The following is a 23,027-nucleotide window of genomic DNA, read 5'->3' on the forward strand; positions in this document are numbered from 1 at the left end:
GCTCCGATCGGTAGTCTCACACCCCATGATGCGGGGCAGACAAAGAATCCTCACCCTGGTGTTCGCCATCCTGGCGCTGCAGCTCGGCTCGCTGATCTCTCCGGCGTACGCCTGCGGCTGCGGCGCCATGGTGCCCGACCGCAACCAGCGGATCGGCGTGGACCAGGAGACCTCGGCGGTACGTTTCAACGGCCGTACCGAGCAGATCGTCATGCGCTTCACCGTGCAGGGCGACGCCGAACGGGCCGCGTGGATCATGCCGGTGCCCTCCCGGGCGGACGTGGAGCTCGGCGATCCGCGGCTCTTCGACGACCTGGAGTGGCTGACCAGGCCCGAGGAGAAGGACCGGTACTACTTCTGGCCGCGGGGCGGCGACTGGCCGTTCGCGGACGTCGACGGCGCGGGCGCGGCGGCCCCCCTGCCCGGCGCGACCGACGGGGGCGTCGGCGTGGTGGGGCAGGAACGCCTCGGCCCGTTCGACGTGGCGCGGCTGACCGCGACCGACCCCACGGCGCTGAGCGACTGGCTGAAGAAGAACGGTTTCGAACTCTCCGACGGACTGAGGGACGCGCTCCGCCCGTACGTCGCGCTGAAGTGGGAGTACGTCGCGGTCAAGCTCGCTCCCGAGGAGCAGGGCAAGAAGCTGTCCGGCGAGCTCGACCCGCTGAAGATCCGCTTCGCCACGCACGAACTCGTCTACCCGATGCGGCTGTCCAAGCTCGCCAAGACCCCGCAGTCGCTGCGGCTCTTCGTCCTCGCCGACCACCGCATGGAGCCGCAGTCGGACCTGGGCGGCGACACGCCGGAGGTGGCCTTCGCCGGCCGGATCACGACCCCGGAGGGCCCGGTGGCGGCGCTCACGGACAACAAGCCGGCGTACCTGACGGAGATCACCCACAGGTTCCCGACGCCCTCGCGGATCAACAGCGACCACCTGCTGCGCGTGGCCGACACCGACACCCCGTACCGCGAGGTGTACTACACGGACCGTCTGATGACCGTCGGTGACGACATCCCGGTCTGGCTGCTCACGGTGGGCGGCGTACTTGCCGCGGCGGCGGCCGGAGCGGTCGTGGCGGTACGGGTGCGGCGACGGAGCGCTGAGGTACGTTCGACGGCATGACCCAAGATCAATGGACTGCCGTAGACGGATACTTGACCGATCGTCTCGCCCCCGCCGACGAGGCCCTGACCGCCGCGCTGGCCGACAGCACGGCGGCCGGGCTGCCCGAGATCGCGGTGGCGCCCAACCAGGGCAAGCTGCTGAACCTCCTGGCCGCGACGCTGGGCGCGCGGAACATCCTGGAGATCGGCACCCTGGGCGGGTACAGCACCATCTGGCTGGCCCGGGCGCTGCCCGCGGACGGCCGGCTGATCAGCCTCGAGTACAACCCGGGCAACGCCGACGTGGCCCGCGCCAATATCGCGCGGGCCGGTCTGGACAAGGTCGTCGAGGTCCGGACCGGCGCGGCCCTGGACACCCTGCCGCAGCTGGAGGCGGAGGGCGTGGGCCCGTTCGACCTCACGTTCATCGACGCGGACAAGGTCAACAACCCGCACTACGTGTCCTGGGCCCTGAAGCTCTCCCGTCCCGGCAGCCTGATCGTCGTGGACAACGTGGTCCGCGAGGGCAAGGTCGCCACGGCGAACCCGGACGACCCGGCCGTCACCGGCACCCGCGAGATGTTCGACCTGGTCGCCCGCGAGCCGCGCCTCGACGCGACCGCGGTCCAGACGGTCGGCGTCAAGGGCTACGACGGCCTGCTGATCGCCCGCGTGGTCGCCTAGTCACGGGTTGCCGGGGCGCGCCCGGCCACCGGTTGACCGCGCGGTCGCCTGGTCACCCCCCGGGCGCGCTGGACCGCCAGCCGGCGAAGATCGGGAGTTCGCCGGCGGCGTCCAGCACGGCGAAGCCGAAGGGCCGGTCGAAGGCGACGCGTTCGACCCGGCGGAGCCGGGGGGCCGCCGCGCCGCGGGTCATGACGACCGCGGTCACGGCCGCCGCCTCCACGCCCTCCTCGGCGACCCGCACATACGCCTCCTGGGCGGCGTCCGAGACATACAGGGGCTGCGGGGACAGGCCCGAGAAGTCGGCCCGCTCCGGGTCGGTCGCCTCGGTGACGCCGAGTGCCGCGAGCTGGGCGTGCACGTCGACGGTCGTGCGGACGGAGAAGCGCGGCAGCGCGAGTTCGACGCCGTCGGCGTCGAGCGGGGTGCGCCGCTCCGGCTCCGCCCAGGCCGCGGGCAGGACCTCCGGCCCGTCCCGCTCCTCGCCGAGCACGAGCCGCACCCGTACGGGGCCCTCGCAGGGCAGGTCCACCACGGTCGCCGCGCCGACCCGCCAGGCCCACGAGCCGGGCAGCAGCCGGTGCATGGTGGGTACGGAGGCGGTGTCGCCGTACCCGTCGGTGAACGGCTCGGGGCGTGTGTGCGCGGGATCGAACCGCGCCTGCCAGACGGCCTTCAGGGCGAGCGCGTTCACCAGCACGAGCGCGGCCCCGGGGCCGAGGCTCAGCGGCAGCCGCTCGATGAGCCCGCCCGTCGCCTCCCGCACCCACGCGTCGACGGGCTCCTGCCCCTCCAGCGCCCCGAACCCGACCTCCGGCAGCGCCTCCCGGTACGCCGCGTGCACCGGCACCCTGCTCCACACCCCGGTCGCCACGGCCACCGCCCCGCCCGCGCCCAGCGCCCGGCCGAGCCCGGTCACCGCCCCGGCGGCCTCCTCGCCCGGCACGCCCAGCAGCGCGCCCAGCTCCTTCGCCGTGCCCCCGCCCGCACCGGCGGCGACCGCGCCGAGTGCCAGCCACAGCCCGGCGGGCGAGCAGACGAAGTCGTCGTCCCCGAGCCGCGGCAGCCAACGCGCCGCGACCGCCCGGACGGCGTCCACCGGAAGCCCCGTCTCCGCAACGGTCATGTCCCGCCTGCCTTCCCGAGCATCGTGAGCAACTTGGTCCTCGTGAGCCGCTTGAGCATCGTGAGCAAGCCAAGAAGCAGTCCGTCCCTGGCTGTTGCTCATCATCGGGCATAACGTTGCCGACCGTGACCGAACCCTCCCCCGCCCCCTGGCCCCCCGCCCCGATCAGCACCGAACGGCTGGTGCTCCGCGCGTCGGAGGCCCGCGACCGTGCGGCGTTCATCGAGCTGTTCGCCTCGCCGGAGGTGGGCGTCCACGTCGGCGGCTCCCGGCCGCGCGAGGAGCTCGAACGCGCGGTGCCCGAGGTCCCCGGGCGGCGCCACGGCCTCTTCGTGGCCGAACGCGACGGGGCGATGATCGGCATGATCACGCTCGACCGACGCGCCCCGGAGCGTCCGGGCCATGTCCGTCCCGAGGGCGGGGAGGCGGAACTCGGCTACCTGTTCCTGCCGGAGGCGTGGGGACACGGGTACGCGACCGAGGCCTGCACGGCGGTACTCGGCTGGTTCGCCGGCGCGCTGCCCGGCGAGCCGGTGGTGCTCTGCACGCAGACCGCCAACGGCCGCGCGATGCGCCTCGCGACGCGGCTCGGGTTCACCGAGGTGGAGCGGTTCGAGGAGTACGGAGCCGCGCAGTGGTTCGGCTCGTGGTCCGCGGGCGGACCCGTCTTCACCACGCCTTGACGGAGGGATGTAGGAGACTGCAGGCACATGGTCGAGCTTTTCTGAGAGGTGTCCCGTGCCCAGCGTGGTGAAGATCAACGTCCTGACCGTCCCGGCCGAGCAGCGCGAGGTCCTGGAGCAGCGCTTCGCCTCCCGGGCCGGTGCCGTGGAGGGCTCCGACGGCTTCGAGTGGTTCGAGCTGCTGCGGCCCCTGGAGGGCACCGACCAGTACCTCGTGTACACGCGCTGGCGCAGCGAGGAGGACTTCCAGAACTGGATGAACGGCTCCATGAAGGCCGCCCACCAGGGCACGTCCGGCGGCGAGGGCGGGGCCGAGCGTCCGAAGCCCGCGGCGACCGGTTCGACGCTGTGGTCCTTCGAGGTCGTGCAGCAGGCCGCGCCCAAGTGACCGTGACGACCGACTGGGCGTTCGCGCCCGAGGCGTACGACACGCCGGACGCGAGCGCGCTGCGCCGGGACTACTACGACGAGGTCGCGAGCCGGTACTGGAAGCGGCCCGCGACCACCGCCGAGATCGACGAGGGCCTGACGAACGACGGCGTGGGGCAACTCGTCCCGCCGACCGGTCAGTTCCTCGTCGGCCGGTACGGCGGCGAACCGGCGGCCTGCGGCGGGGTACTGCTCCTCGACGCCGGGCGCGCCGAGCTGACCCGGGTGTACGTCCGGCCGCCGTACCGCAGCTCGGGCGGCGCCGCGCTGCTGCTGCGCGGCCTGGAGGACGCGGCCCGGGCGCTCGGGGCGCACCGGGCGGTCCTGAACACGCGCCTGGACCTGGTCGAGGCGCGTGCGCTGTACACGAGGCACGGGTACGCGGAGATCCCGGCGTACTGCGAGGGCCCGTACATGGACATCTGGTACGGCAGAGAACTCTGAGCCCCGAACTCCGGGCGCGCCACGCGGTGGCCCCGCCGCTCCCCGCCGTCCGCGGGCTGCATAATCACTGGCAGTTCAAGGGGAGGGAACACAGTGGCCGGATACGTATGTCCTGAGTGCGGAAGACCTGCGGAGGGGCAGGGTGGCGGAGGCGGCGGGCCGACGTGCGCCTGTGCGGCCACGGAGGCCTTCGAGCCGCTGCGGATCCGCCCGTACGTGAATCTGGAGACGCCGGACGAGGACGACTTCGCGCACGTGCCGCTGCCGCCGGAGGAGCCTGCTGGGGGGCAGGTTTCGGCCACGACCGTGCAGCCGGTCGTGGTGCCGGCGCCCATGCCCGAAACGACGCCCGTCCCCATGCCGACGCCTCCGCCGCCGCACGGGGACGTACCGGACGAGGCGCCGGCCGAGCTGACGATGCCTCTGCTGCTCGACCGCTCCGCGTTCGCGGAGGAGCCGGAGCGGGAGCGCGGCGGCCGGAAGCGGGGGGTGCTGGTCGCGCTGGTCGCAGCGCTGGCCGTGGCGGGGACCGCGGCCTTCGCCGCCGGGATCCTCGGCGGCGAGGAGCCGGTGGACCGGGCGGCGCCGGACACGACGGCGACGTCGTCGACGGCGAGCATGGTCTCGGAGGCCCCGTCGCCGTCCGTGTCGGAGTCGGCGACGGAGTCCGCCTCGCCCTCCCCGTCGACGTCGCCGACGAAGTCGGCCTCGGCCTCGCCGTCCCGCACGGCGACCACGCCGGCCGCGCCGCCGCGGCCCACCGCGAGCTCGGCCGCGCCGACCCGCACGCCCACGGCGACGGCGAGCCAGGACCCGGAGGACGGCGACGGCGGTCCGACGCTGAGCCACGGCGACTCCGGGCCGGAGGTGACGGAGCTGCAGCGTCGGCTGAAGCAGATCTGGGCGTACAAGGGTCCCGAGAACGGCTACTACGGCGAGCGGGTCGAGGACGCCGTCGCGGACTTCCAGTCGTACATGGACATCGACGAGGACCCGTGGGGCGTGTACGGACCGGCGACGCGCGAGGCGCTGGAGGCGGTCACGGAGGGCTGAGGCCGGTCCGGGCGGACCGGGGTGGGGGCTTCCGCGGGGCCGGGTGGCGTGGAGGCGCCCGCGTTTTGTATCGTGAAGAAACAAAGTGGCCCCGCCCGCACTCCCTGACCGGCGGGCGGGACCGCTTCGTTCGTCGCACCCGGCTCCCTGGAGACCGCCTCATGCTCACCGCCCGCGCCCTCCTCCTCGACATGGACGGAACCCTCGTCAACTCGGACGCCGTGGTGGAGCGCGTCTGGCGCCGGTGGGCGCTCCGGCACGGTCTGGACCCGGAGGCGGCCCTGAAGGTCGTGCACGGCCGCCAGGGCCACGCCACGATGGCCGAGCTGCTGCCGGACCGCCCGGTCGAGCAGAACCTCGCCGAGAACCGCGAGATGCTCGCCGAGGAGACCGCCGACCTCGACGGTGTCGTCCCCGTCCCCGGCGCCCCCGCCTTCATGGCCGCCCTCGCCGGCCTGCCGCACGCCCTGGTCACCTCCGCCGACGAGGCGCTGGCGCAGGCCCGCATGGGCGCCGCCGGGCTGCCGGTGCCGGCGGTCCGGGTGACCGCGGAGAGCGTGGGCGCCAGCAAGCCGGACCCGGAGGGCTTCCTGAAGGGCGCCGCGGAGCTGGGGATCGCCCCGGCGGACTGCGTGGTCTTCGAGGACTCCGAGGCCGGCATCCGGGCGGGCCGCGCCGCCGGGATGCGCGTGGTGGGCGTCGGCCCGCGCGCGGCGGCCTTCGGGCCCGACCTGCACGTGACGGACCTGACGGAGCTGCGCATGGAGCGGGGCGGCGACGGAACGGTCCTGCTGAGCATCGCCTGATCCGGAGCAGCACAGGAAGGGGCGCCCCCGGTCCGGGGGCGCCCCTTCCTGTGCTGCGGGCCGCTCGCGTCGCGCCGGGCCGCTCGTCGCGCCCAAGCCGCTCCGGTCGCGTCAGCCCGCGATCGCCTCGTACAGGCTGAAGCCTGCGAGGGCGATCATCAGGCAGGCCGCGATCCGGGTGATCAGCCGCAGCGGCACGTACTTCATCAGCGTCCTGCCGCCGACGATGCCGAGGCCGGCGACCGCCCAGAGCGCGAGGACCGCGCCGATGCCGACGGAGACGGGGTTGTCGTAGCGGGCGGCGAGGTTGGCGGTCATGATCTGCGTCAGATCGCCGAACTCGGCGACCAGGATCAGCATGAAGCCCGCGCCGGAGACCTTCCAGAAGGACTGGTCGGCCGGGGCCTTGATCTCCTCGTCGTCGCCGTCGTCCTTCTTGAGCAGCAGCATCGCCGCGCCCGCGAGGAACAGCACACCGACCACGGCCTGCACCAGGCGGTGCGGCAGCAGGGTCAGCACGCTGCCCGCCGCGATCGCGAGGGCGACATGGACGGCGAAGGCGGCGGCGACACCCGCGAAGACGTACGACGCCTTGTAGCGGGTGCCCAGCATCAGCCCGGCGAGGGCGGTCTTGTCGGGCAGCTCGGCGAGGAAGACGACGCCGAAGGTGATCGCCATGATCGTGAAGCTGAGCACGGAGCAGGTTCCTCAATCGGTAGGGCGCGGCCGCACCGAGAGATCCGTTTCAGGGGTCGCTTCGGCTCGGCAACGCCATGAAAAAGACATGGACATCGCGGCCGAAGGTCTCGCTGGCGGGCCTCTGTGACGAGGCCGCCTCCGGGCGCCGGCTGGGACAGGCCCAGCAGTGTGTCGACGGTCCGGCGAAGAGCTACTCCCCTTCTGCTCGCTCAAGCATACGACACCCATGCGGGCAAGCCGCGTGACCCAGCTCACAACTCCAACGAACCGGACATAAGTTCCGGCCAACCCCAAGACAGGGCAAGCGAACTGGCAGCGCGTCACCGCGACCCTTGATGTGACGTGCCCATGTCGCCACTCTGTAACCCGGCGCACGCCCCACAGCAACCTGGCGCCGCAACGATGGCCGCGCCGTCCGGTGGACGGCACGGCCAAGGTCCCCCCACGAAAAGGGAGTTCACATGTCCGGCGTCTACGCGCGTCGAGTCGCGCGCCGCATCTCCGTGCTCGCCACCACCGCCGCCCTCACCGTCACCGGCCTCCTGGCCACCGCGCCGACCGCCCAGGCGGCCATGCCCACCCCGGTCAGCGCGGCCACCGCCCGTACCTACCTCGCCTCGCTCACCGTCAAGGCGGAAGGTTCCTCCACCGGCTACAGCCGGGACCTGTTCCCGCACTGGATCACTCAGTCCGGCGCCTGCAACACCCGCGAGGTCGTCCTCAAGCGCGACGGCTCGAACGTCGTCCAGGACTCCAGCTGCGCCGCGGTCAGCGGCAGCTGGTACTCCCCCTACGACGGCGCCACCTGGTACGCCGCCTCCGACATCGACATCGACCACATGGTCCCGCTCTCGGAGGCCTGGAAGTCCGGCGCCAACTCCTGGACCACCGCCAAGCGCCAGTCCTTCGCCAACGACCTCACCCGCCCGCAGCTCATCGCAGTCACCGACAACGTGAACCAGGCCAAGGGCGACCAGGACCCGGCCGAGTGGCTGCCCTCCGTCACCTCGTACCGCTGCACGTACGTCCGCGCGTGGGTGCACACGAAGTACTACTGGGGCCTGAGCGTCGACTCGGCCGAGAAGAGCGCCCTGCAGTCCATCCTGAACGGCTGCTGAGCCGGCAGGAACCCGGGAGCATCCTTCCGTCGTTCCGTCGGCGTCCCTGCATGCACAGGGACGGGCGGGGCGACGGAGGGGAGTTCTTCATGGCGGCCGGACTCAGACTGGGACCGCTGCTGCGGTACGTCGACGGGGCGGGGGACGGCACGGCGACCGTCTGGGTCGAGGCCGACCGCCCCTGCACGGCCCGCGTGCGCTGCGCGGACGGCGCGGAGGGCAGCGCCCGTACGTTCCAGATCGCGGGGCACCACTACGCCCTCGTACCGGTGGCCGGGCTCACGCCCGGCGTCGGGACGCCGTACGAGGTGCTGCTCGACGAGCGGCAGGTCTGGCCGCTGCCCGGATCTGCCTTTCCGCCGAGCACCATCCGGGTGCCGGACACTTCGACCGATGGGGCGCTGCGGGTGGCGTTCGGGTCCTGCCGGTGGGCGGCAAAGCCCGCGGGCGAGCACGACCCGGTCGGCCCGGACGCCCTGGACACCCTGGCGACGACGCTGGCGCGGGCCCTCGCGGCGAATCCGGACGCCGAGCGCCCCGACGTCCTGCTGCTGCTCGGCGACCAGGTGTACGCGGACGAGACCTCCCCGGCCGTGCGCCGCCGCCTGGCGGCCCGCCGCGACCCCCGGGACCCGCCGGGGACCGAGGTCGCGGACTACGAGGAGTACACCTGGCTGTACGACGAGTCCTGGCGCGACCCCGAGGTGCGCTGGCTGCTCTCCACGGTCCCGAGCTGCATGATCTTCGACGACCACGACGTCGTCGACGACTGGAACACCAGCGCCTCCTGGCTCGCCGGCATGCGGGCCACGCCGTGGTGGCGCGAGCGGATCCTGAGCGGCCTGATGTCGTACTGGGTGTACCAGCACCTGGGGAACCTCTCCCCCGCCGAACTGGCCGCCGACCCGCTCTACGCCGAGGTGTGCGCGAGTCCGGACGGCACGGAGGCCCTGCGCCGCTTCGCCGCCGAGGCGGACGCCGGTCCGCCCGCCCGTCACCCGGCCACCACCCCTCAACGAGGGCGCTCCGCGCCGGCCCCTCACACTCGGCGGTGGAGCCACCGCCGAGACTTCGGCCGGACGCGGGTGGTGACGATCGACACCCGCGCGGCCCGGGTCCTCGACGAGGACGGGCGGGCGATGCTCGACCCGGACGAGGCGCGCTGGGTGCGCGAGCAGGTGCTCGACGCGCCGGGCTCGTACGACCACCTGCTCGTCGCGACCTCGCTGCCGTGGCTGCTGCCGCCGCTGATACACGACGCGGAGGCGTGGAGCGCGGCGCTGTGCCGGGGCGGCCGGGGGCGGCGGTGGGCGCGCTTCGGGGAGGACCTGCGGCGGCGCTCGGACCTGGAGCACTGGGCGGCGTTCCCGGCCTCGTTCGACTGGCTGTCGGAGCTGCTGGAGGAGGCGGCGGGACGGGGGCCCGAGGCGGCGGGGCAGAAGGCCGGGGCGCCGGCCCGGGCGCCGGCGACGGTGTGCGTGCTGTCGGGGGACGTGCATCACGCGTACGCGGCGGAGCCGAAGGGTCCCACCGCGGCGGGAACCCGCCTGGTGCAGCTGACCTGTTCGCCGCTGCACAACGCGATACCGGCCGTGGTGCGGCTCGGGTTCCGCTTCGCCTGGAGCCGGGCGGGGCGGCGGCTGGGGCGTGCGCTGAGGCGTCACGGGCGGGTGGAGAAGCCGTCGTTCGAATGGCGGAGATCCGGAGGGCCTTGGTTCGGGAACCAGTTGATGACACTGACGCTGCGCGGGAGGACGGCGCGGGTGCGGCTCGACCAGGCGCGGGCGGGCCGGGGAACGGAGGGGGCCCACATGGTGGAAATCTGGAATGTTGAACTTGCAAGTAATGATCAGGCTTGCCTAACCTGAGGGCCTCGTCGGGTCGTCCCCCCTGATCGAAGGAGCCCTTCCCCCATGAACACCCCTGTCTCGCGCCTGAATCAGGCCCAGCCGTACGCGCTCGGCCTGTTCCGCATCGTCATCGGCCTGCTCTTCGCCTGCCACGGCGCCGCCTCGCTGTTCGGCGTGCTCGGGGGCGCCCAGGGCGGCGGCACCGTCCCGACCGGCGTCTGGCCGTTCTGGTACGCGGCGGTGATCCAGCTGGTCGCGGGCGGGCTCGTGCTGCTCGGCCTGGGCACCCGGATCGCGGCGCTCGTCGCGTCCGGCTCGATGGCGTACGCGTACTTCGTGGTGCACCAGCCGGAGGCGCTGTTCCCGCTGCAGAACGGCGGCGAGTCGTCCGCGGTCTTCTGCTGGGCGTTCCTGCTGCTCGTCTTCACCGGGCCGGGCGCCCTGGCCCTGGACGGGCTGTTCGCGAAGAACGCGCAGGCCACGGATGCCTCAGGCGTCTCGGACGCCTCGGAGCGCAAGGCTGCGGCGGTCGCGTAAGCGCACCCTTTTGCGACACTCGGGCCGGAATCGCCGCGCGGTTCCGGCCCGTTCCGTGTCGCCGTGCGATCACCGCGCGTACGCTCTACCGCTGTGAACCTGCTCGACAGCCTGGCGCCGCTGACCGCGGGCCCGTGGATCTACGCGGCGATCTCCGCGTCCATCCTGCTGGACGTGTTCCTGCCGGTGCTGCCGAGCGGCGTCCTGGTGGTGACCGCGGCGACGGCCGCCGCGGCGGCGACGGTGACGGCCGTGCCCGCGGCGGTACCGGCCGCGGTGTCCTCCGCCGTACCCGCCGCCGTGTCGTCCGCGGCGTCCTCCGCCGCGTCCGTGCCCTCCGTGCCCGCCCTGCTGCTGTGCGCGGCCACGGCCTCGGTGCTGGGCGACCTCGGCGCGTACCGCATCGCCCGGCGGGGCGGCCTGGACCGTGTACTGGCGCGCTCGCGCCGCCTGCGCACCGCGCAGGAACGTCTCGGCAGCGCGCTGGCGCGCGGTGGCGGGGCCCTCGTCGTCCTGGCCCGCTTCGTGCCCGCCGGGCGGTCGGTGGTCTCGCTGGCGGCGGGCGCGACGGGCCGCCCCGTCCAGCACTTCCTGCCCTGGTCCGCCCTGGCGGGCGTGGCCTGGGCGACGTACAGCGTCGGCCTCGGCTACGCCGGCGGCCAGTGGCTGGGCGCGACCTGGCTGGGCGCGGCGGCCTCCGTCCTGGCGCTGTTCCTCGCCGGGACGCTGGCCGGGTACGTCATACGGCGTCCGGCACCGGCTCCGACGCCGGCTTCTTGAGCCCGCGCACCTCCAGGTGCTCCAGGAGGGCGCGGGTGGCGTCGGCGATCTCGTCGACGGCCCGGTCGAAGACCTCCTGGTTGTGCGCGGCGGGCGCGCGGAATCCGGACACCTTGCGGACGTACTGCAGGGCGGCGGCCCGGATGTCGTCCTCGGTGGCCTCGTGGGGCAGGACGGGCGGACGGAGCGTCTTGATGCTTCGGCACATGTCTCCAGTGTGCTCCCCGGCTCTGACAACGAGGGGACGGAGCCGCACGGGCCGATGCGCGGACGACAGCACCGCCCCGCCGGAACCGCGGACGATCCGGCCGCCCGGGCCGGAACCGAAGGGCACCCGCCTCTCCGAACCGCCGCCCGGCCTCAGAGCAGATCGCCCCGGCTGCGGGCGTTGGCCTCGGCGGCGCGGGCGCGCAATTCCCTCAGCGGCGTCGCGAGTTCCACGTCGGCGGGCTCGGCCTCCCATTCGCAGCCGCCGTGCACCGGGCGGATCAGCAGTCGCCCGGCGACGCTGTCGACGTAGAAGCCGACGCGGCCGGTGGCCGCGTCCCGGACGAGGTCGCCGACCTCGGGAAGACCGGGACCGAGGTGGGGGTGGTGCGTCATGGTCCCTCCGTCCTGGCCCGCGCTGCGCGCCCTGGCCTGCGTCGTCGCCTCCGGGCGCCGGGGGTGCGGATCTCCAGAGATACACCCAGAAAATCCCTGGGACACGCCCCTGTCAATGTTTCTCTAGAGATGTCCCCCGATGGATGGATCGACCGCGCAGGACGGCTCACACGCGTGTCCCGAGTCACAGGAGCGCGCCGTAGGGTGTCCCCCGACGAAGGGAGTGGGTCCCCCATGGCTGACCAGGGCACTGGCCGCCGGCCCAAGTACCGGCGGATCGCGGACGAGTTGAGGACCGCGATCGAGGAGGGCCGGTACCGGCCCGGCGACCGCCTCCCGGGCGAGAACGACCTCATGGAGGTGTACGACGTGGCCCGGATGACCGCCCGTCAGGCACTTTCGGTGCTCCGGGACGAGGGGCTGGCCGAGGCCCGCAAGGGCGCCGGCGTCTTCGTCCGCTCGTTCCGCCCGGTCCGGCGGCGCGGCATCCCGAGGCTGGCGCAGGGCCACTGGGGCACGGGCCGCTCGGTGTGGTCGGCCGACATCGAGGAACGGGCCCTGGTCGTGGACCAGCTGGAGGTCACCGAGACCGCGGCCCCGGCGCGGCTCGCGGAGGCGCTGGGGGTGCCGGACGGCTCGCCGCTCTGCGTGCGCAGCCGCCGCTTCGTCCTGGACGACAAGCCGGTCCTGCTGTCGGTGTCGTACCTCCCGGCGGCGGTCGCGGCCGGCACGGCCATCGCGACCCCGGACACCGGTCCCGGCGGCTTGTACGCGCGCCTCGCGGAACTGGGCTGCAAGCCCGCCCACTTCCGGGAGGAGATCCGCTGCCGCATGCCGACCGCGGACGAGTCGGACCGCCTGGCGCTGACCGCGGGCACGCCGGTCATCCTGATCTGCCGGACGGCGTTCACGGAGCAGGGCCAGGCGGTCGAACTCAACGAGATGACGCTGGACTCGGGTTCGTACGTCCTGGAGTACGACTTCGACGCGTAGCGGGCGGGGAGGCCGGGCGTCAGCCGTCAGACGTCAGCTGTCGGACGACAGCTGTCGGACGACAGCTGTCGGACGTCAGCTGTCGGACGTCAGACCTCAGACGTCCCAGTCGGCCGTGAACGGCTTCCGGAGAAACCGGAAACCTCCTCCGTCCTCCCCCTCGACGTACAAAAGCCCCTCGACACCGGGGTGTTCCGCATTCTGCTCGAAAAACTCCGAAAGAGCACTACCGCTGTATTCAGGGACGAAGTCGGGAATGCCCGCGAAATACTTCTCCGCGTCGACCTCGAGGAGGGCGCAGGCGCGGAGGAGCAGCGTGGGCCCGGGCGGGGTCCAGTAGAACTTCCCGTTGCAGCTGTAGTGCGCCAGACAGTAGGCGAGCAGCCCGCGCTCGATCGGCTCCGGCTCCTTCAGCCGTACGGCCAAGGAGGCCATCCGCGCTGCGTACATGCCGAACATGCCGACCGCGTTCCGCGCGGTGTAACGGGTCAGCAGCTCGAACTCCCGCCGGTTCGTGAGCGCCGCGAGGGCGGCGTCGACGTCGGAGTCGAGCGGACAGGGCAGTTCGCTCTCCTCGTACGCACGCGCCTTGAAGTCGGGCGCGTTCAACCGCTCCCAGAGCTCCTCAGAAAGCAAACCGCAATTCCTCCGTCCGCACCGGCCCCACCCTAACGACCGAGGACGACACCCCCACCCGGACGGTTCCCCGGCGTGACGAACGCCTCCCGCTCACCCGTCCGGCCCAGCAGAACGACGTACCCGCCACGCCCGGCAGCATCCTGGAACGGACGTCCGCGCACCTCACCCCCCAGGAACGTGACCATGGCCCGGAACCGCCGTCTGATCCTGAGCTCGCCGTCCGAGGTCTGGAGCCTGCTCGCCGACGGCCATCGCTACGGGGAGTGGGTCACGGGCACCCAGCAGGTCCTCGCCGCGGACCCGAACTGGCCGGAGGTCGGCGCCCGCCTGCGGGTCCGCGTCGGCGCCGGTCCCCTGACCCTCGACGACACCTGCGTCGTCCGCATCTGCGAACCGCAACGCCGCCTGGAACTGGAGGCGAAGGCCGACCCCTTCGGCGCGGCCCGCATCGCCATGCGCCTGATCCCCTGGGGCGAACACACCCTCTTCATCCTGGACTGGCACCCCCTCCGCGGCCCCGGCACCCGCATGCACGGCCTCCCGGTCGACTACGTCGTCGCCGTCCGCAACGGCATGATGCTCACCAAACTCGCCCGCATCGCCGTCCAGGAACACGAAACCGCCTGAGTCGCGCTCCTTCCGACAGGCCGAAGGCCCCCAGCCGAGATCGGCTGGGGGCCTTCTTACCGGTGGGCGCGGACGGTTTCGAACCGCCGACATCCTGCTTGTAAGGCAGGCGCTCTACCCCTGAGCTACGCACCCGTGGAATGAGGCAACAGCGTACATGGCTCCCAGGTGGGTCCGGCAAACCGATACCCGTCGGGGCGCGGGCGGGGCGGGCTTGCGGGGAGGGCTCGCCGGCCGGGCTCGTGGCCGCCCGTGCTGTGGTTAACCCCACCATGGATGCGGTGGTGCGCCGGATCGAAGGGGCGGGGGCGGGGCGCCTAGGTTGAGGGGGCAGTCAGACGCGTCAGACGGGGGACATCGTGACCGCACATCGCATCCGCACTCTGCTCGCCGCCGGCGGGGCCGTGTGCGTCGCGCTCGGGGTCACCGGGTGCGGCAGTACGGACGTCGAGGGGGCGCCGGTCGAGCGGAAGAACTTCGCGTTCCAGGGGGACGCGCTCACCATCGACTCGGACAACTCGGATCTGGAGCTCGTACCGGGCGACGTACCGGACGTCCGGGTGACCCGGCAGGTCGACGGGTGGGTGTTCCTGGGGGACGGGCCGGAGGCCAGCTGGAGGATGGAGGGCTCGAAGCTGGTGCTGCGGGTGAAGTGCAACGCCGTGGCGAGCAACTGCGGGGCCCGGCACACCGTGACCGTGCCGCGCGGCGTCGCGGTCACGGTGCGGGACGAGAACGGGGACGTCACGGCCTCCGGGTTCACCACGCCGCTGACGGTGACGAGCGACAACGGCGACGTCCGGGTGCGCGACCAGGGCGGTCCGCTGGAGCTGCGCAGCGACAACGGGGACCTGCAACTGGTCAGCGGTACGCCGAAGACCCTCGCCGCGTCGAGCGAGAACGGGGACGTCGCCCTCACCGTCCGCACCGCGCCGCAGAAGGTGGACGCCCACGCCGAGAACGGGGACGTCGACGTCCGGCTGCCCGGCGGCGCCCGGTACGCGGTCACGAGCGGCAGCGACAACGGGGACGTCAGCGTCGACGTGCCCACCGACGGCGGCAGCGCCCACAAGGTGTCCGCCCGCAGCGAGAACGGGGATGTCGCCGTGCGCACGGTGAACTGAACGGCCCGTGTGTTCGTCCTTGCCTGGTGGGAGAATGAACCGGGGCAGGGCGGACTCGGCACGGGAGAGGGATGTGGCGGCGACCCAGGCGAGGGGCAGTGCGACGAGTGCCGTGCTGGGGCTGGTGATCGGGGTGCCGTTGCTGGCGGTCGCGATGCTGCCCGCCGCGTTCGCGAGCGGGGGCGGCACATCGCGCCGCTGGTTCGGGGGACGCGCCGAGAGTCAGCGGGCGGAGGCCCAGGCGGCGAAGGACGCGGCGGCCGCCGCGTTCTACGAGCTGGACACCGCGCAGCGCGGGCTGCGGATCTCGATCGAGACGATCACCGCCGTCGACGGCTCGCCGGAGGCCCGGCGGGCGGAGGCCGACTTCGCCGCGCTCGGACAGCGGATCGACGAGGTCAGCCATGCGTACATCACGGCCGTGGACGCCCACGACCTCGACCGCGACGGCCTGGAGGCCTCGGTCGCGGCCCGCGCCAAGGGCGAGCTGAACCGCGCGAAGGACGAGCTCGTCCGGGTCAAGGGCGAGCTCGACCGCTTCGAGCAGAACATCGCGCCGCTCCTGGACAAGGCGGAGACCCAGCTCGCCCGGCTCGCCCCCGCCGTCGAACGGGCCCGCCAGGCTCTCCGCGGCGCGGGCGCCGCCCTCGACGCGGTGCGCGAGTCCGGGATGCGGGCCGACGACCTGGCCACCCGGCTCGCCCAGCTCGGGCCCGAGCTGACCCGCCTCAACGAGGGCGCGGGCCGGCACGGCGTCGCCGAGACCCTCCAGCGCGCCGACCGCGTCCTGCGGGACGCCGAGGCCGTACGGGCCGAGGCGGAGCGGCTCCCGGAGCGCGCTGCGGAGATCGACCGCCGTCTCGTCTCGCTGCGGACCCGCGCCCAGGCCCTGACCACCCGGGCGGGCGGCGTCGAGCCCGTCCTGAGCGAGCTGCGGCGGCGTTTCGTCGCCGACTGCTGGCAGGACCTGCAGCACGTGCCCGAGCGGGCCACCGACCACGTCCGGCAGGCGGAGGCGAGGCTCGGCGAGGCCGCGAAGGCCCGCGAGGAGCAGCGCTGGGCGGACGCCACCAGCCTGCTGACCACCGTCCGCGCCCTGCTGAACACCACGGACGAGGAGGTCTCCGCCGCCGGAGACCGGCTGCAGCGCCTCAACGCCGTCGCCAAGGACCCCCAGCAGGAGATCGACCGGGCCCGGTTCACCGTCCGCGACGCCCAGCGGCTCGCCATGGCCGGCCGCCACACCCCGGACCCCCGTCATGCCCGCCCCCTCGACGACGCCGTCGCCCGCCTGGACCGCGCCGTCGCCGGTCTGGAGGGCCGCCACCCCGACTACTGGCACTTCCTCACCGAACTGGAAGCCGTCCGCACCACCGCCGCCCATGTCGTCGACCTCATCCGCGAGGAGCGCGGCGCCGGCCGGACGTGAGGCACGGACTGCGGGCTGCGGCTGCGGGCTGCGGGCTGCGGGCTGCGGGCTGCGGGCTGCGGGGCTGCGGGCTGCGGGCTGCGGGCGCCTACGCGAGGGCAGGGGCGCAGGGCGCCGGGCGCGAGGGCACGGGCAGCGGGCGCCGGGCGGTGAGGGCACGGGCTCCCCGTCCGGAGTCCGCACCCTCACCTTCGATGATGGCGCGGGACGGCCGGTGGCGGGCCGCTAGCCTGGTCCGCATGCCTCGTTACGAATACCGCTGCCGGACCTGCGACGACACCTTCGAGCTCAGCCGCCCGATGGCCGAGTCCGGCGACCCCGCCGACTGCCCCGCCGGTCACTCCGACACCGTCAAACTCCTCTCCGCCGTCGCGGTCGGCGGCTCGGCCAAGTCCGGCCCCGCCCCCGCCGCCGCAGCCTCCGGGGGCGGCTGCTGCGGCGGCGGGTGCTGCGGCTGAGCCACCGGTGCCGTCAGCCGCCCAGGTACCGCAGCACGGCCAGCACCCGCCTGCTGTATCCCTCCGTCGTCCCTGTCAGTTCCAGCTTGTCGAAGATCGCGTTGATGTGTTTCTCGACGCCGCTCAGCGAGATGTGGAGCCGGGTCGCGATGGAGGCGTTGGTGTGGCCCTGCGCCATCGCCGCCAGCACGTCCCGCTCGCGGGACGTGAGCCTGGCCAAGGGGTCGGTGTGCGTGGAGCGGGCGAGCAGCCGCTTCACGACCTCCGAGTCGAAGGCCGTCCGGCCCTCCCCCACCCGTTCCAGCGCGTCCAGGAACTCGTCGACCTGCGCCACCCGGTCCTTCAGCAGATAACCGACCGCTCCTGCATCCGCCACCTCCCCGGTGAGCAGCTCCGTCGCGTATCTCTTCTCCACGTACTGCGAGAGCACGAGGACACCCACGGACGGCCAGCGCCGGCGGATCTCGAGCGCCGCCCGCAGCCCTTCGTCGGTGTGCGTCGGCGGCATCCGCACATCGGCGACGACCACGTCCGGCGGCTCGGCCGCCACCGCCGCCACGAGCTCCACCGCCGTGCCGACGGCCGCCCGAACCTCGTGCCCCTCCTCGACGAGAAGGCGTACGAGCCCCTCCCGCAGCAGAGTCGAGTCCTCCGCCAGCATCACGCGCACGGCAGCTCCGCTCTCACGGCCGTCGGACCGCCCGCGGGGCTGTCCACGGCCAACGTCCCGTCCAGCGCCGCCACCCGGCTGGCCAGCCCGGTCAGTCCGCCGCCTCGCGGATCCGCCCCTCCGTCCCCGTCGTCCCGCACCCCCACGATCAGGGCTCCTTTCTCGTCGTCGGTGATCGACACCTCTATCCGGGTCGCCCCGGCGTGCTTCACGACGTTGGTGACGCACTCGGAGACGATGAAGTACGCCACCGTCTCCAGTTGCTTGTTCAACGGCCGCCCGACCCGGTACGTCAAGGTCACCGGCAGCGGGCTGCGTTCGGCGACGGACTCCAGCGCGGCCTTCAGTCCGGCCTCGTCCAGGACGGCCGGATGGACGCGCCAGGCCACCTCGCGCAGTTCGACGAGCGCCCGCCGGCTCTCCTCGTGGGCCTGGACCAGGAGTTCGGCGGCCAGCACGGGATCCCGGCTGCGTCTGGCTCTGCCCAGCAGCATCCCCAGTGCCACGAGCCGTTGCTGGACGCCGTCGTGCAGATCGCGTTCGATGCGGCGGCGTTCGTCGTGGATGGCGTCCACGACGCCGGAGCGGCTGGCGGCGAGCTGTTCGATCCGGCGCTCCAGCTCGTGCTGGTCGGGCCCGACCAGACGCACCGCCAGGTGCTCCTCCAGCGTGATGACCCCGGATATCCCCTGGACGGCGAGGAAGATCATGAACAGCCCCAGGAAGCCTCCCATCGTCACGTACCAGGGGTGGTTGATCTCGGTGATCATCCAGCCGATGAGCGCGAAGACGCCGAGACCCGTCCCGTAGGCGCCGACGAGGAGGACGGTGCCGCCGAGGAGTCCGAGCGGCCAGCGCAGGGCGAGATAACGCAGGACCTGCGCGTCCCCGTCCTCGTGCGCGCCCGCGTATCCGGGTGGCAGCGCCACGTCGTGGAAGCGCTCCAGCCGGCCGGCTTCGAAGCGCACGAACCAGCGGGCCGCGGCGGTCGCCGGGCGCAGCGCCGCGCGCCGGCCGCACGGCCAGGCGAGCAGCGGGAGCAGCAGGGCGCCCGTGAGCACCGCGCACAGCAGCTCGACGACCGCGCTGCCGACTCCGATGCCCAGCCCGACCGCGTTTCTCGCGCATTTCAGAGCCAGTCGTTTCATGATCGCCACGCTAGCGGCGGGCGACGGGCGTGCGTACTGAGGAAAACCGCAGAAAGCTGTGCGGACTTCCGCAGTCCGCCGACGGGCGCGGAATTCGAGCATGGACGCATGGAGAAATGGATCAACAGCCTCATGGACACGCTCGGCGCACCCGGCGCGGGAATCGCGGTCGCGCTGGAGAACCTCTTTCCCCCGATACCCAGTGAAGTGATCCTCCCGATGGCAGGGTTCGCCTCGGCGTCCGGCCGGATCGGTCTGCTCGCCGCTTTGTTGTGGACGACGGCGGGTTCGGTCGTGGGTGCGCTTGCGCTGTACGGGGTGGGCGCGCTGCTCGGCCGGGAGCGGACGCTGGCGGTGGCCGCCCGGCTGCCGCTGGTGAAGGTGAGCGACATCGAGCGCACGGAGGCGTGGTTCGTCCGGCACGGCGCGAAGGCCGTGTTCCTGGGCCGGATGGTGCCGATCTTCCGCAGTCTGGTCTCGGTGCCGGCCGGGGTGGAGCGGATGCCGCTGCCGTTGTTCCTGGTGCTGACCACCCTGGGCAGCGCGATATGGAACACCGCCTTCGTGCTCGCCGGTCACGCCCTGGGCGACAACTGGGAGCAGGTCACCGGGTTCGTCTCGGTGTACTCGAAGGCGGTGCTCGTGGCGGCGGTGGCCGCGGTGCTCTGTTTCGTCGGGATACGCCTGACCGGGATGGTCAGGCCGGGTCCGGGAGTGCGTCGGCAGCGTCGCTGAGCAGTCCGGGCAGCGAGTCACGGTGGGTCCGGGCGGTCGCGCCGAAGCGGCGCAGGATCTCCTCACCGGCCGCGACGCCCCGATGGGTCAGCGCGTCGAGGTGGGGTGCCGTCCAGGCGGCATCGGCGAGTTCGCCGTGGCCGGGCCGCCAGGCGCGGTCGGCGGCCAGGAGCAAGTCCGCGTCGAGGAGCGAGTCGCCGGCGGCGAGGGTGAGCGTGGCGCCGGCCCGATGGGCGACCTCGCGCATCGCAGCGCTCTTGGTGAGCGGCTGGGGGACGGCGTAGACCTTGCGGCCCTGGAGGGAGACGGTCCAGCCGCGCTCGCCGGCCCAGGCCGTGAAGTTCTCCAGCCAGTCCTCGGGCATCTGCTCGCGTTCGACGACGAGGTAGGCGAAGAGGTCTTCGGCGACACGGTGCTTGCGCACCCAGGAGGGGTCGGTGGTTTCGGTGAAGCGGGCGCGGATCTCGTCGAGCGGGGCGCACTCGGCGTCGAGGCGGCGCAGGACGGAGGCGTGCCAGTCGTGGTCGGTGACACCGTCGACGAGGAGGTGGCCGCCGTTGGCGCAGATCGCGTAGCGGGGGGTGGGGATGGGCAGACGGATCCGCTGGTACTGCTTGCGGGTGCGGGTCGTGGTCGGGACGAAGACGGTGTCGGTGGCGAGCTGTTCGAGGAGCTCGGCGGCAGTCTCCGTCAGGTAGGACAGGGGCTTGCTCTCGTGGACCTCGACGCAGAGCAGCCGGGGCGCGTGGGCGTCGGGCATGCCGAGGGCCAGCGCGGCGGACGAGTAGATGAGGGTGCGGTCGAGGTCGCTGGCGACGAGGACGGTGGAGGTGGTCACTGGGACACCACCGCCTTGCCGTCGGCACCTGTCGCACCCCTGGTGAACTGGGGGTGGATCAGGCCGACGCAGGTGTAGGGAAGTTCGTCGACCTCTTCGACGGGGACCCCGCGCTGTTCGGCGAGGAGACGGACGTGGTCGAGGTCCGCGCCGGCGTCGCGCTGGGCGAGGATCTTCCAGGGGACGCGGCGCAGCAGGACGCGGGTGGTCTCGCCGACGCCGGGCTTGACGAGGTTGACGTCGTGGATGCCGTACTCCTCGCTGATCCGCTCGACGGCGGCCCAGCCCTCCCAGGTGGGGGTGCGGTCGGCGGCGAGGAGTTCCTTGACCTCGGCGTCGACGGTGTCGGCGACCTCGTCGAAGTGGGCGGCCACGGTGTCGAGGAAGTCGTTGGAGACGTCGGCGCCGGCGAGTTCGCGGTAGAACTTGCCGCCGTGGAAGTCGTCCGGGCCGACCAGGTCGGCGCGGAGCACCGTACGCGATATCAGGCCGGAGACCGTGGAGTTGAGGCAGGCGGAGGGGATGAGGAAGTCCTCGCGGGTGCCGTAGGTGCGGACGCAGGAGCCGGGGTCGGCGAGGACGGCGATCTCCGGGTCGAAGCCCTCGAAGTCCTTGAGGGCCTCGGCGAGTTCGCGGGTGATGGCGCCCTTGCCGGTCCAGCCGTCGACGAAGACGACGTCGGCGGGGTCGTGGTGGGCGGCGAGCCAGCGCAGGGCGTTGGCGTCGATGCCGCGGCCGCGGACGATGGAGACGGCGTAGTGGGGCAGGTCGAGGCCGTGGCGGTGCTGGGCCCAGCGGCGCATCAGGACGCCGACGGGGGTGCCGGCGCGGGCGAGGGAGACGAGGACGGGCCGGGCGGACCGTTCGGCGAGGACGGTCTCGGTGACGGTGCCGACGGCGCGGGCGATACGGGCGGCGGAGGCGTCCAGAGCCGTGTGGAAGAGCTGCTGGTACGCGGCGCTGGGCTGGTACTCGACCGGGAGGGACTCGGCGTAGTGGGCGCCGCCGCTCTGGATGGCCTCCTCGCGCTCCTCGGTGGGGGCTTCCAGTTCGACGTCGGAGAGGTCCTGCAGCAGCCAGCCGACCTCCTCGGGGGCGTACGAGGAGAAGGCGGGACCGCGCAGCGGCTCGGGCAGCATCGAGGCACCTCGGGGGGTGTAGGAAGGGACGACGGCGAGCACGACGTGCGGGATGTGCGCGCCGAGCCGGGCCAGCAGGCCGTCGGGGGCGTGGAGCTCCGGCGTGTCGGCGGTGGAGTCGACGACGGCGACGACGGCGTCGAAGCCGGAGCCGGCGACGTTGTAGGCGTAGCGGTCGCCGGGGCCGTCGGCGGGGGTGTCGTGGGCGGGGAAGACGAGCCGGGTGCGGATCGCGTAGCCGGGGTCGTCGACGGCGAGGACGGGAGAACGGGTGGTGGTCGAGTAGAAGACGTCGGCCCCGGTCTGCTCCAGCGCGTGGGCGAGGCGGAGCGGGGCGTACATCAGCTCCTCGTTGCCGAGGACGAGGACGCGCGAGGGGCGGCCGTCGGCGGTGGTCGCCGGGGGCAGGGTGGCGGACAGGCGGGCGGCCATGTCCGGCAGCGCGGCCTCCAGGAGGGCCCGGTGGGCGGGGGTGAAGCCGTGCCGGCCGCCGTCCGGGACGCCGGCCGGCCAGGCGAGGTCGACGCGGACGGGCGCGGGCCGGGCCGGGTCCTCGGTGCGGGCCGCATCCTTGGTGCGGGGCACGGGGAGGGTCGGGGTCTCGTGGGCGGCGACCAGTTCCTGGCCCTTGGCGAGGACGCCGTCGGGGAGGCGGACGGTGCCGCGGGCGCCGGTGACGAGGTCGATCCGGGCGCCGAGCTCCTCTCCGAAGGCGGTGAGCCGGCCGAGGTCGGCGGCGGAGCGCATGTCGACCAGGGCCACGACCACGTACCGGTCGCGGGGGTGGCGGGCGTGCAGGTCGCGGATGGTGTTGAGGACGGTGTTGCCGGTGGAGAACTCGTCGTCGACGAGGACCAGCGGGCCGGGTCCGGCCAGCAGCTTGGGATCCTCGGGGAGCAGCAGATGGGAGGTGGCGTGGGAGTGGGACTCCTCGAAACCGCCGGCGGCGTGCACGCCCGCGACGGGCCGGCGGGTGGAGTGCAGGTACGGGACCTGGCCGAGGCCGTCGGCGACGGAGTGGCCGAGCCCGGTGGCGGTCTCGGCGTAGCCGACGACGACGGCGTCCGCCGCGGCCGGGCCGAGCAGTTCCGCGGCGCGTACGCCGAGGGCGTGCCCGTGCCCGTACACGACCGAGGGCCGCTGGGGGACGTGCTTGCCCAGCACGTTCGAGACGAGCAGGTGCGCCCGCTTCGGGTTGCGCCGCAGGGCCAATCCGAGGAGGTCCCGCAGTTCACCGTCTCCGACCAGTTCGACGCCCAGTCGCTCGGCGACCCACGTTCCCGTCCACTCCACGTCCTCGTTCCCCCTTCG

26 protein-coding genes and 1 tRNA gene are annotated in these 23,027 nt (G+C 73.1%); 17 read left to right on the forward strand and 10 right to left on the reverse strand.

Annotation, left to right across the window (positions count from 1 at the left end):
• The first annotated feature begins 28 nt into the window (after nt 1-28).
• Together ABZO31_RS09495 and ABZO31_RS09500 are read left to right on the forward strand one after the other, a co-directional pair.
• Nucleotides 29-1,123, forward strand: a complete 1,095-nt coding sequence (locus tag ABZO31_RS09495) for a DUF2330 domain-containing protein (protein ID WP_406865304.1) — start codon at nt 29-31, stop codon at nt 1,121-1,123.
• Nucleotides 1,120-1,788 (forward strand): O-methyltransferase, encoded by a 669-nt coding sequence (locus ABZO31_RS09500; RefSeq protein WP_406860672.1) that lies wholly within the window; start codon nt 1,120-1,122, stop codon nt 1,786-1,788. The genes ABZO31_RS09495 and ABZO31_RS09500 overlap by 4 nt, the downstream gene beginning before the upstream one ends.
• A gap of 52 nt (nt 1,789-1,840) precedes the next feature.
• On the opposite strand, the gene ABZO31_RS09505 is transcribed toward ABZO31_RS09500, so the two are convergent.
• Entirely contained in the window at nt 1,841-2,914 is a 1,074-nt protein-coding gene (locus ABZO31_RS09505; protein ID WP_406860673.1) for a serpin family protein, read from the reverse strand.
• Between the two features lie 125 nt (nt 2,915-3,039).
• Here ABZO31_RS09505 and ABZO31_RS09510 point away from each other — a divergent pair, with 125 nt between their 5' ends.
• From ABZO31_RS09510 to ABZO31_RS09530, 5 genes are all read left to right on the forward strand, one after another.
• The gene (locus tag ABZO31_RS09510; protein ID WP_406860674.1) at nt 3,040-3,597 is read left to right on the forward strand and encodes a GNAT family N-acetyltransferase; all 558 of its coding nucleotides are present in this window, start codon (nt 3,040-3,042) and stop codon (nt 3,595-3,597) included.
• A 55-nt stretch (nt 3,598-3,652) separates the two neighbouring features.
• Nucleotides 3,653-3,985, forward strand: a complete 333-nt coding sequence (locus tag ABZO31_RS09515; protein ID WP_406860675.1) for an antibiotic biosynthesis monooxygenase family protein — start codon at nt 3,653-3,655, stop codon at nt 3,983-3,985.
• Complete coding sequence (locus tag ABZO31_RS09520) at nt 3,982-4,470, forward strand: GNAT family N-acetyltransferase (RefSeq protein WP_406860676.1); 489 nt, start codon at nt 3,982-3,984, stop codon at nt 4,468-4,470. The genes ABZO31_RS09515 and ABZO31_RS09520 overlap by 4 nt, the downstream gene beginning before the upstream one ends.
• A 216-nt stretch (nt 4,471-4,686) precedes the next feature.
• Complete coding sequence (locus tag ABZO31_RS09525) at nt 4,687-5,523, forward strand: peptidoglycan-binding domain-containing protein (RefSeq protein ID WP_406860677.1); 837 nt, start codon at nt 4,687-4,689, stop codon at nt 5,521-5,523.
• Between the two features lie 161 nt (nt 5,524-5,684).
• Nucleotides 5,685-6,329, forward strand: coding sequence for an HAD-IA family hydrolase (locus ABZO31_RS09530; protein WP_406860678.1), 645 nt, complete (start codon nt 5,685-5,687; stop codon nt 6,327-6,329).
• 111 nt (nt 6,330-6,440) lie between these two features.
• Here the strand turns inward: ABZO31_RS09530 and ABZO31_RS09535 are convergent, their stop codons facing one another.
• On the reverse strand, nt 6,441-7,025 hold the full coding sequence (locus tag ABZO31_RS09535; protein ID WP_406860679.1) for a TMEM165/GDT1 family protein: 585 nt from the start codon (nt 7,023-7,025) through the stop codon (nt 6,441-6,443).
• A gap of 464 nt (nt 7,026-7,489) precedes the next feature.
• Here ABZO31_RS09535 and ABZO31_RS09540 point away from each other — a divergent pair, with 464 nt between their 5' ends.
• The 4 genes from ABZO31_RS09540 (at nt 7,490) to ABZO31_RS09555 (ending at nt 11,313) form a co-directional block, all read left to right on the forward strand.
• Entirely contained in the window at nt 7,490-8,146 is a 657-nt protein-coding gene (locus tag ABZO31_RS09540; RefSeq protein ID WP_406860680.1) for an HNH endonuclease family protein, read from the forward strand.
• 89 nt (nt 8,147-8,235) lie between these two features.
• Complete coding sequence (locus ABZO31_RS09545; protein ID WP_406860681.1) at nt 8,236-10,014, forward strand: alkaline phosphatase D family protein; 1,779 nt, start codon at nt 8,236-8,238, stop codon at nt 10,012-10,014.
• A gap of 45 nt (nt 10,015-10,059) precedes the next feature.
• On the forward strand, nt 10,060-10,533 hold the full coding sequence (locus ABZO31_RS09550; RefSeq protein ID WP_406860682.1) for a DoxX family protein: 474 nt from the start codon (nt 10,060-10,062) through the stop codon (nt 10,531-10,533).
• Between the two features lie 99 nt (nt 10,534-10,632).
• On the forward strand, nt 10,633-11,313 hold the full coding sequence (locus ABZO31_RS09555; protein WP_406865305.1) for a DedA family protein: 681 nt from the start codon (nt 10,633-10,635) through the stop codon (nt 11,311-11,313).
• Here the strand turns inward: ABZO31_RS09555 and ABZO31_RS09560 are convergent.
• Together ABZO31_RS09560 and ABZO31_RS09565 are read right to left on the reverse strand one after the other, a co-directional pair.
• On the reverse strand, nt 11,273-11,521 hold the full coding sequence (locus tag ABZO31_RS09560; protein ID WP_406860683.1) for a DUF2277 domain-containing protein: 249 nt from the start codon (nt 11,519-11,521) through the stop codon (nt 11,273-11,275). The two genes, ABZO31_RS09555 and ABZO31_RS09560, sit on opposite strands and share 41 nt — an antisense overlap.
• 152 nt (nt 11,522-11,673) lie before the next feature.
• On the reverse strand, nt 11,674-11,916 hold the full coding sequence (locus tag ABZO31_RS09565; protein ID WP_406860684.1) for a hypothetical protein: 243 nt from the start codon (nt 11,914-11,916) through the stop codon (nt 11,674-11,676).
• Nucleotides 11,917-12,150: 234 nt separating this feature from the next.
• Here ABZO31_RS09565 and ABZO31_RS09570 point away from each other — a divergent pair, with 234 nt between their 5' ends.
• Entirely contained in the window at nt 12,151-12,909 is a 759-nt protein-coding gene (locus ABZO31_RS09570) for a GntR family transcriptional regulator (RefSeq protein WP_406860685.1), read from the forward strand.
• Between the two features lie 96 nt (nt 12,910-13,005).
• Here the strand turns inward: ABZO31_RS09570 and ABZO31_RS09575 are convergent, their stop codons facing one another.
• Nucleotides 13,006-13,545, reverse strand: coding sequence for a hypothetical protein (locus ABZO31_RS09575; protein ID WP_406860686.1), 540 nt, complete (start codon nt 13,543-13,545; stop codon nt 13,006-13,008).
• 186 nt (nt 13,546-13,731) lie between these two features.
• On the opposite strand from ABZO31_RS09575, the gene ABZO31_RS09580 reads away from it, so the two are divergent.
• A complete protein-coding gene (locus ABZO31_RS09580; RefSeq protein WP_406860687.1) occupies nt 13,732-14,175 on the forward strand; it encodes an SRPBCC family protein in 444 nt (147 codons plus the stop codon).
• Between the two features lie 63 nt (nt 14,176-14,238).
• Here ABZO31_RS09580 and ABZO31_RS09585 read toward each other — a convergent pair.
• Nucleotides 14,239-14,310: transfer RNA gene (locus tag ABZO31_RS09585), tRNA-Val, on the reverse strand.
• A gap of 224 nt (nt 14,311-14,534) precedes the next feature.
• On the opposite strand from ABZO31_RS09585, the gene ABZO31_RS09590 reads away from it, so the two are divergent.
• The 3 genes from ABZO31_RS09590 to ABZO31_RS09600 all read left to right on the forward strand — a co-directional run bounded on the left by ABZO31_RS09590 (nt 14,535) and on the right by ABZO31_RS09600 (nt 17,186).
• Entirely contained in the window at nt 14,535-15,299 is a 765-nt protein-coding gene (locus tag ABZO31_RS09590) for a DUF4097 family beta strand repeat-containing protein (RefSeq protein ID WP_406860688.1), read from the forward strand.
• Between the two features lie 34 nt (nt 15,300-15,333).
• Nucleotides 15,334-16,728 (forward strand): hypothetical protein, encoded by a 1,395-nt coding sequence (locus ABZO31_RS09595; protein WP_406860689.1) that lies wholly within the window; start codon nt 15,334-15,336, stop codon nt 16,726-16,728.
• Nucleotides 16,729-16,967: 239 nt separating this feature from the next.
• Nucleotides 16,968-17,186 carry an FmdB family zinc ribbon protein gene (locus ABZO31_RS09600; protein WP_406860690.1) on the forward strand — a complete coding sequence of 73 codons (219 nt, stop codon included), beginning with the start codon at nt 16,968-16,970 and terminating at the stop codon, nt 17,184-17,186.
• A 13-nt stretch (nt 17,187-17,199) separates the two neighbouring features.
• Here ABZO31_RS09600 and ABZO31_RS09605 read toward each other — a convergent pair whose 3' ends face one another.
• Both ABZO31_RS09605 and ABZO31_RS09610 read right to left on the reverse strand, forming a co-directional pair.
• The gene (locus tag ABZO31_RS09605) at nt 17,200-17,856 is read right to left on the reverse strand and encodes a response regulator (protein WP_406860691.1); all 657 of its coding nucleotides are present in this window, start codon (nt 17,854-17,856) and stop codon (nt 17,200-17,202) included.
• Nucleotides 17,847-19,004: a sensor histidine kinase gene (locus tag ABZO31_RS09610; RefSeq protein ID WP_406860692.1), complete on the reverse strand. Its 1,158-nt coding sequence runs from the start codon at nt 19,002-19,004 to the stop codon at nt 17,847-17,849. Before ABZO31_RS09610 ends, ABZO31_RS09605 begins: the two co-directional genes overlap by 10 nt.
• A 108-nt stretch (nt 19,005-19,112) precedes the next feature.
• On the opposite strand from ABZO31_RS09610, the gene ABZO31_RS09615 reads away from it, so the two are divergent.
• Complete coding sequence (locus ABZO31_RS09615; RefSeq protein ID WP_406860693.1) at nt 19,113-19,739, forward strand: DedA family protein; 627 nt, start codon at nt 19,113-19,115, stop codon at nt 19,737-19,739.
• Here the strand turns inward: ABZO31_RS09615 and ABZO31_RS09620 are convergent.
• Complete coding sequence (locus ABZO31_RS09620; RefSeq protein WP_406860694.1) at nt 19,702-20,577, reverse strand: HAD family hydrolase; 876 nt, start codon at nt 20,575-20,577, stop codon at nt 19,702-19,704. The genes ABZO31_RS09615 and ABZO31_RS09620 overlap by 38 nt on opposite strands.
• On the reverse strand, nt 20,574-23,009 hold the full coding sequence (locus ABZO31_RS09625; RefSeq protein ID WP_406860695.1) for a phosphoribosyltransferase: 2,436 nt from the start codon (nt 23,007-23,009) through the stop codon (nt 20,574-20,576). Before ABZO31_RS09625 ends, ABZO31_RS09620 begins: the two co-directional genes overlap by 4 nt.
• Between the last annotated feature and the right edge of the window lie 18 nt (nt 23,010-23,027).

Source organism: Streptomyces solicamelliae, from assembly GCF_045348655.1.
In the GTDB taxonomy this organism is placed as follows: domain Bacteria; phylum Actinomycetota; class Actinomycetes; order Streptomycetales; family Streptomycetaceae; genus Streptomyces; species Streptomyces solicamelliae.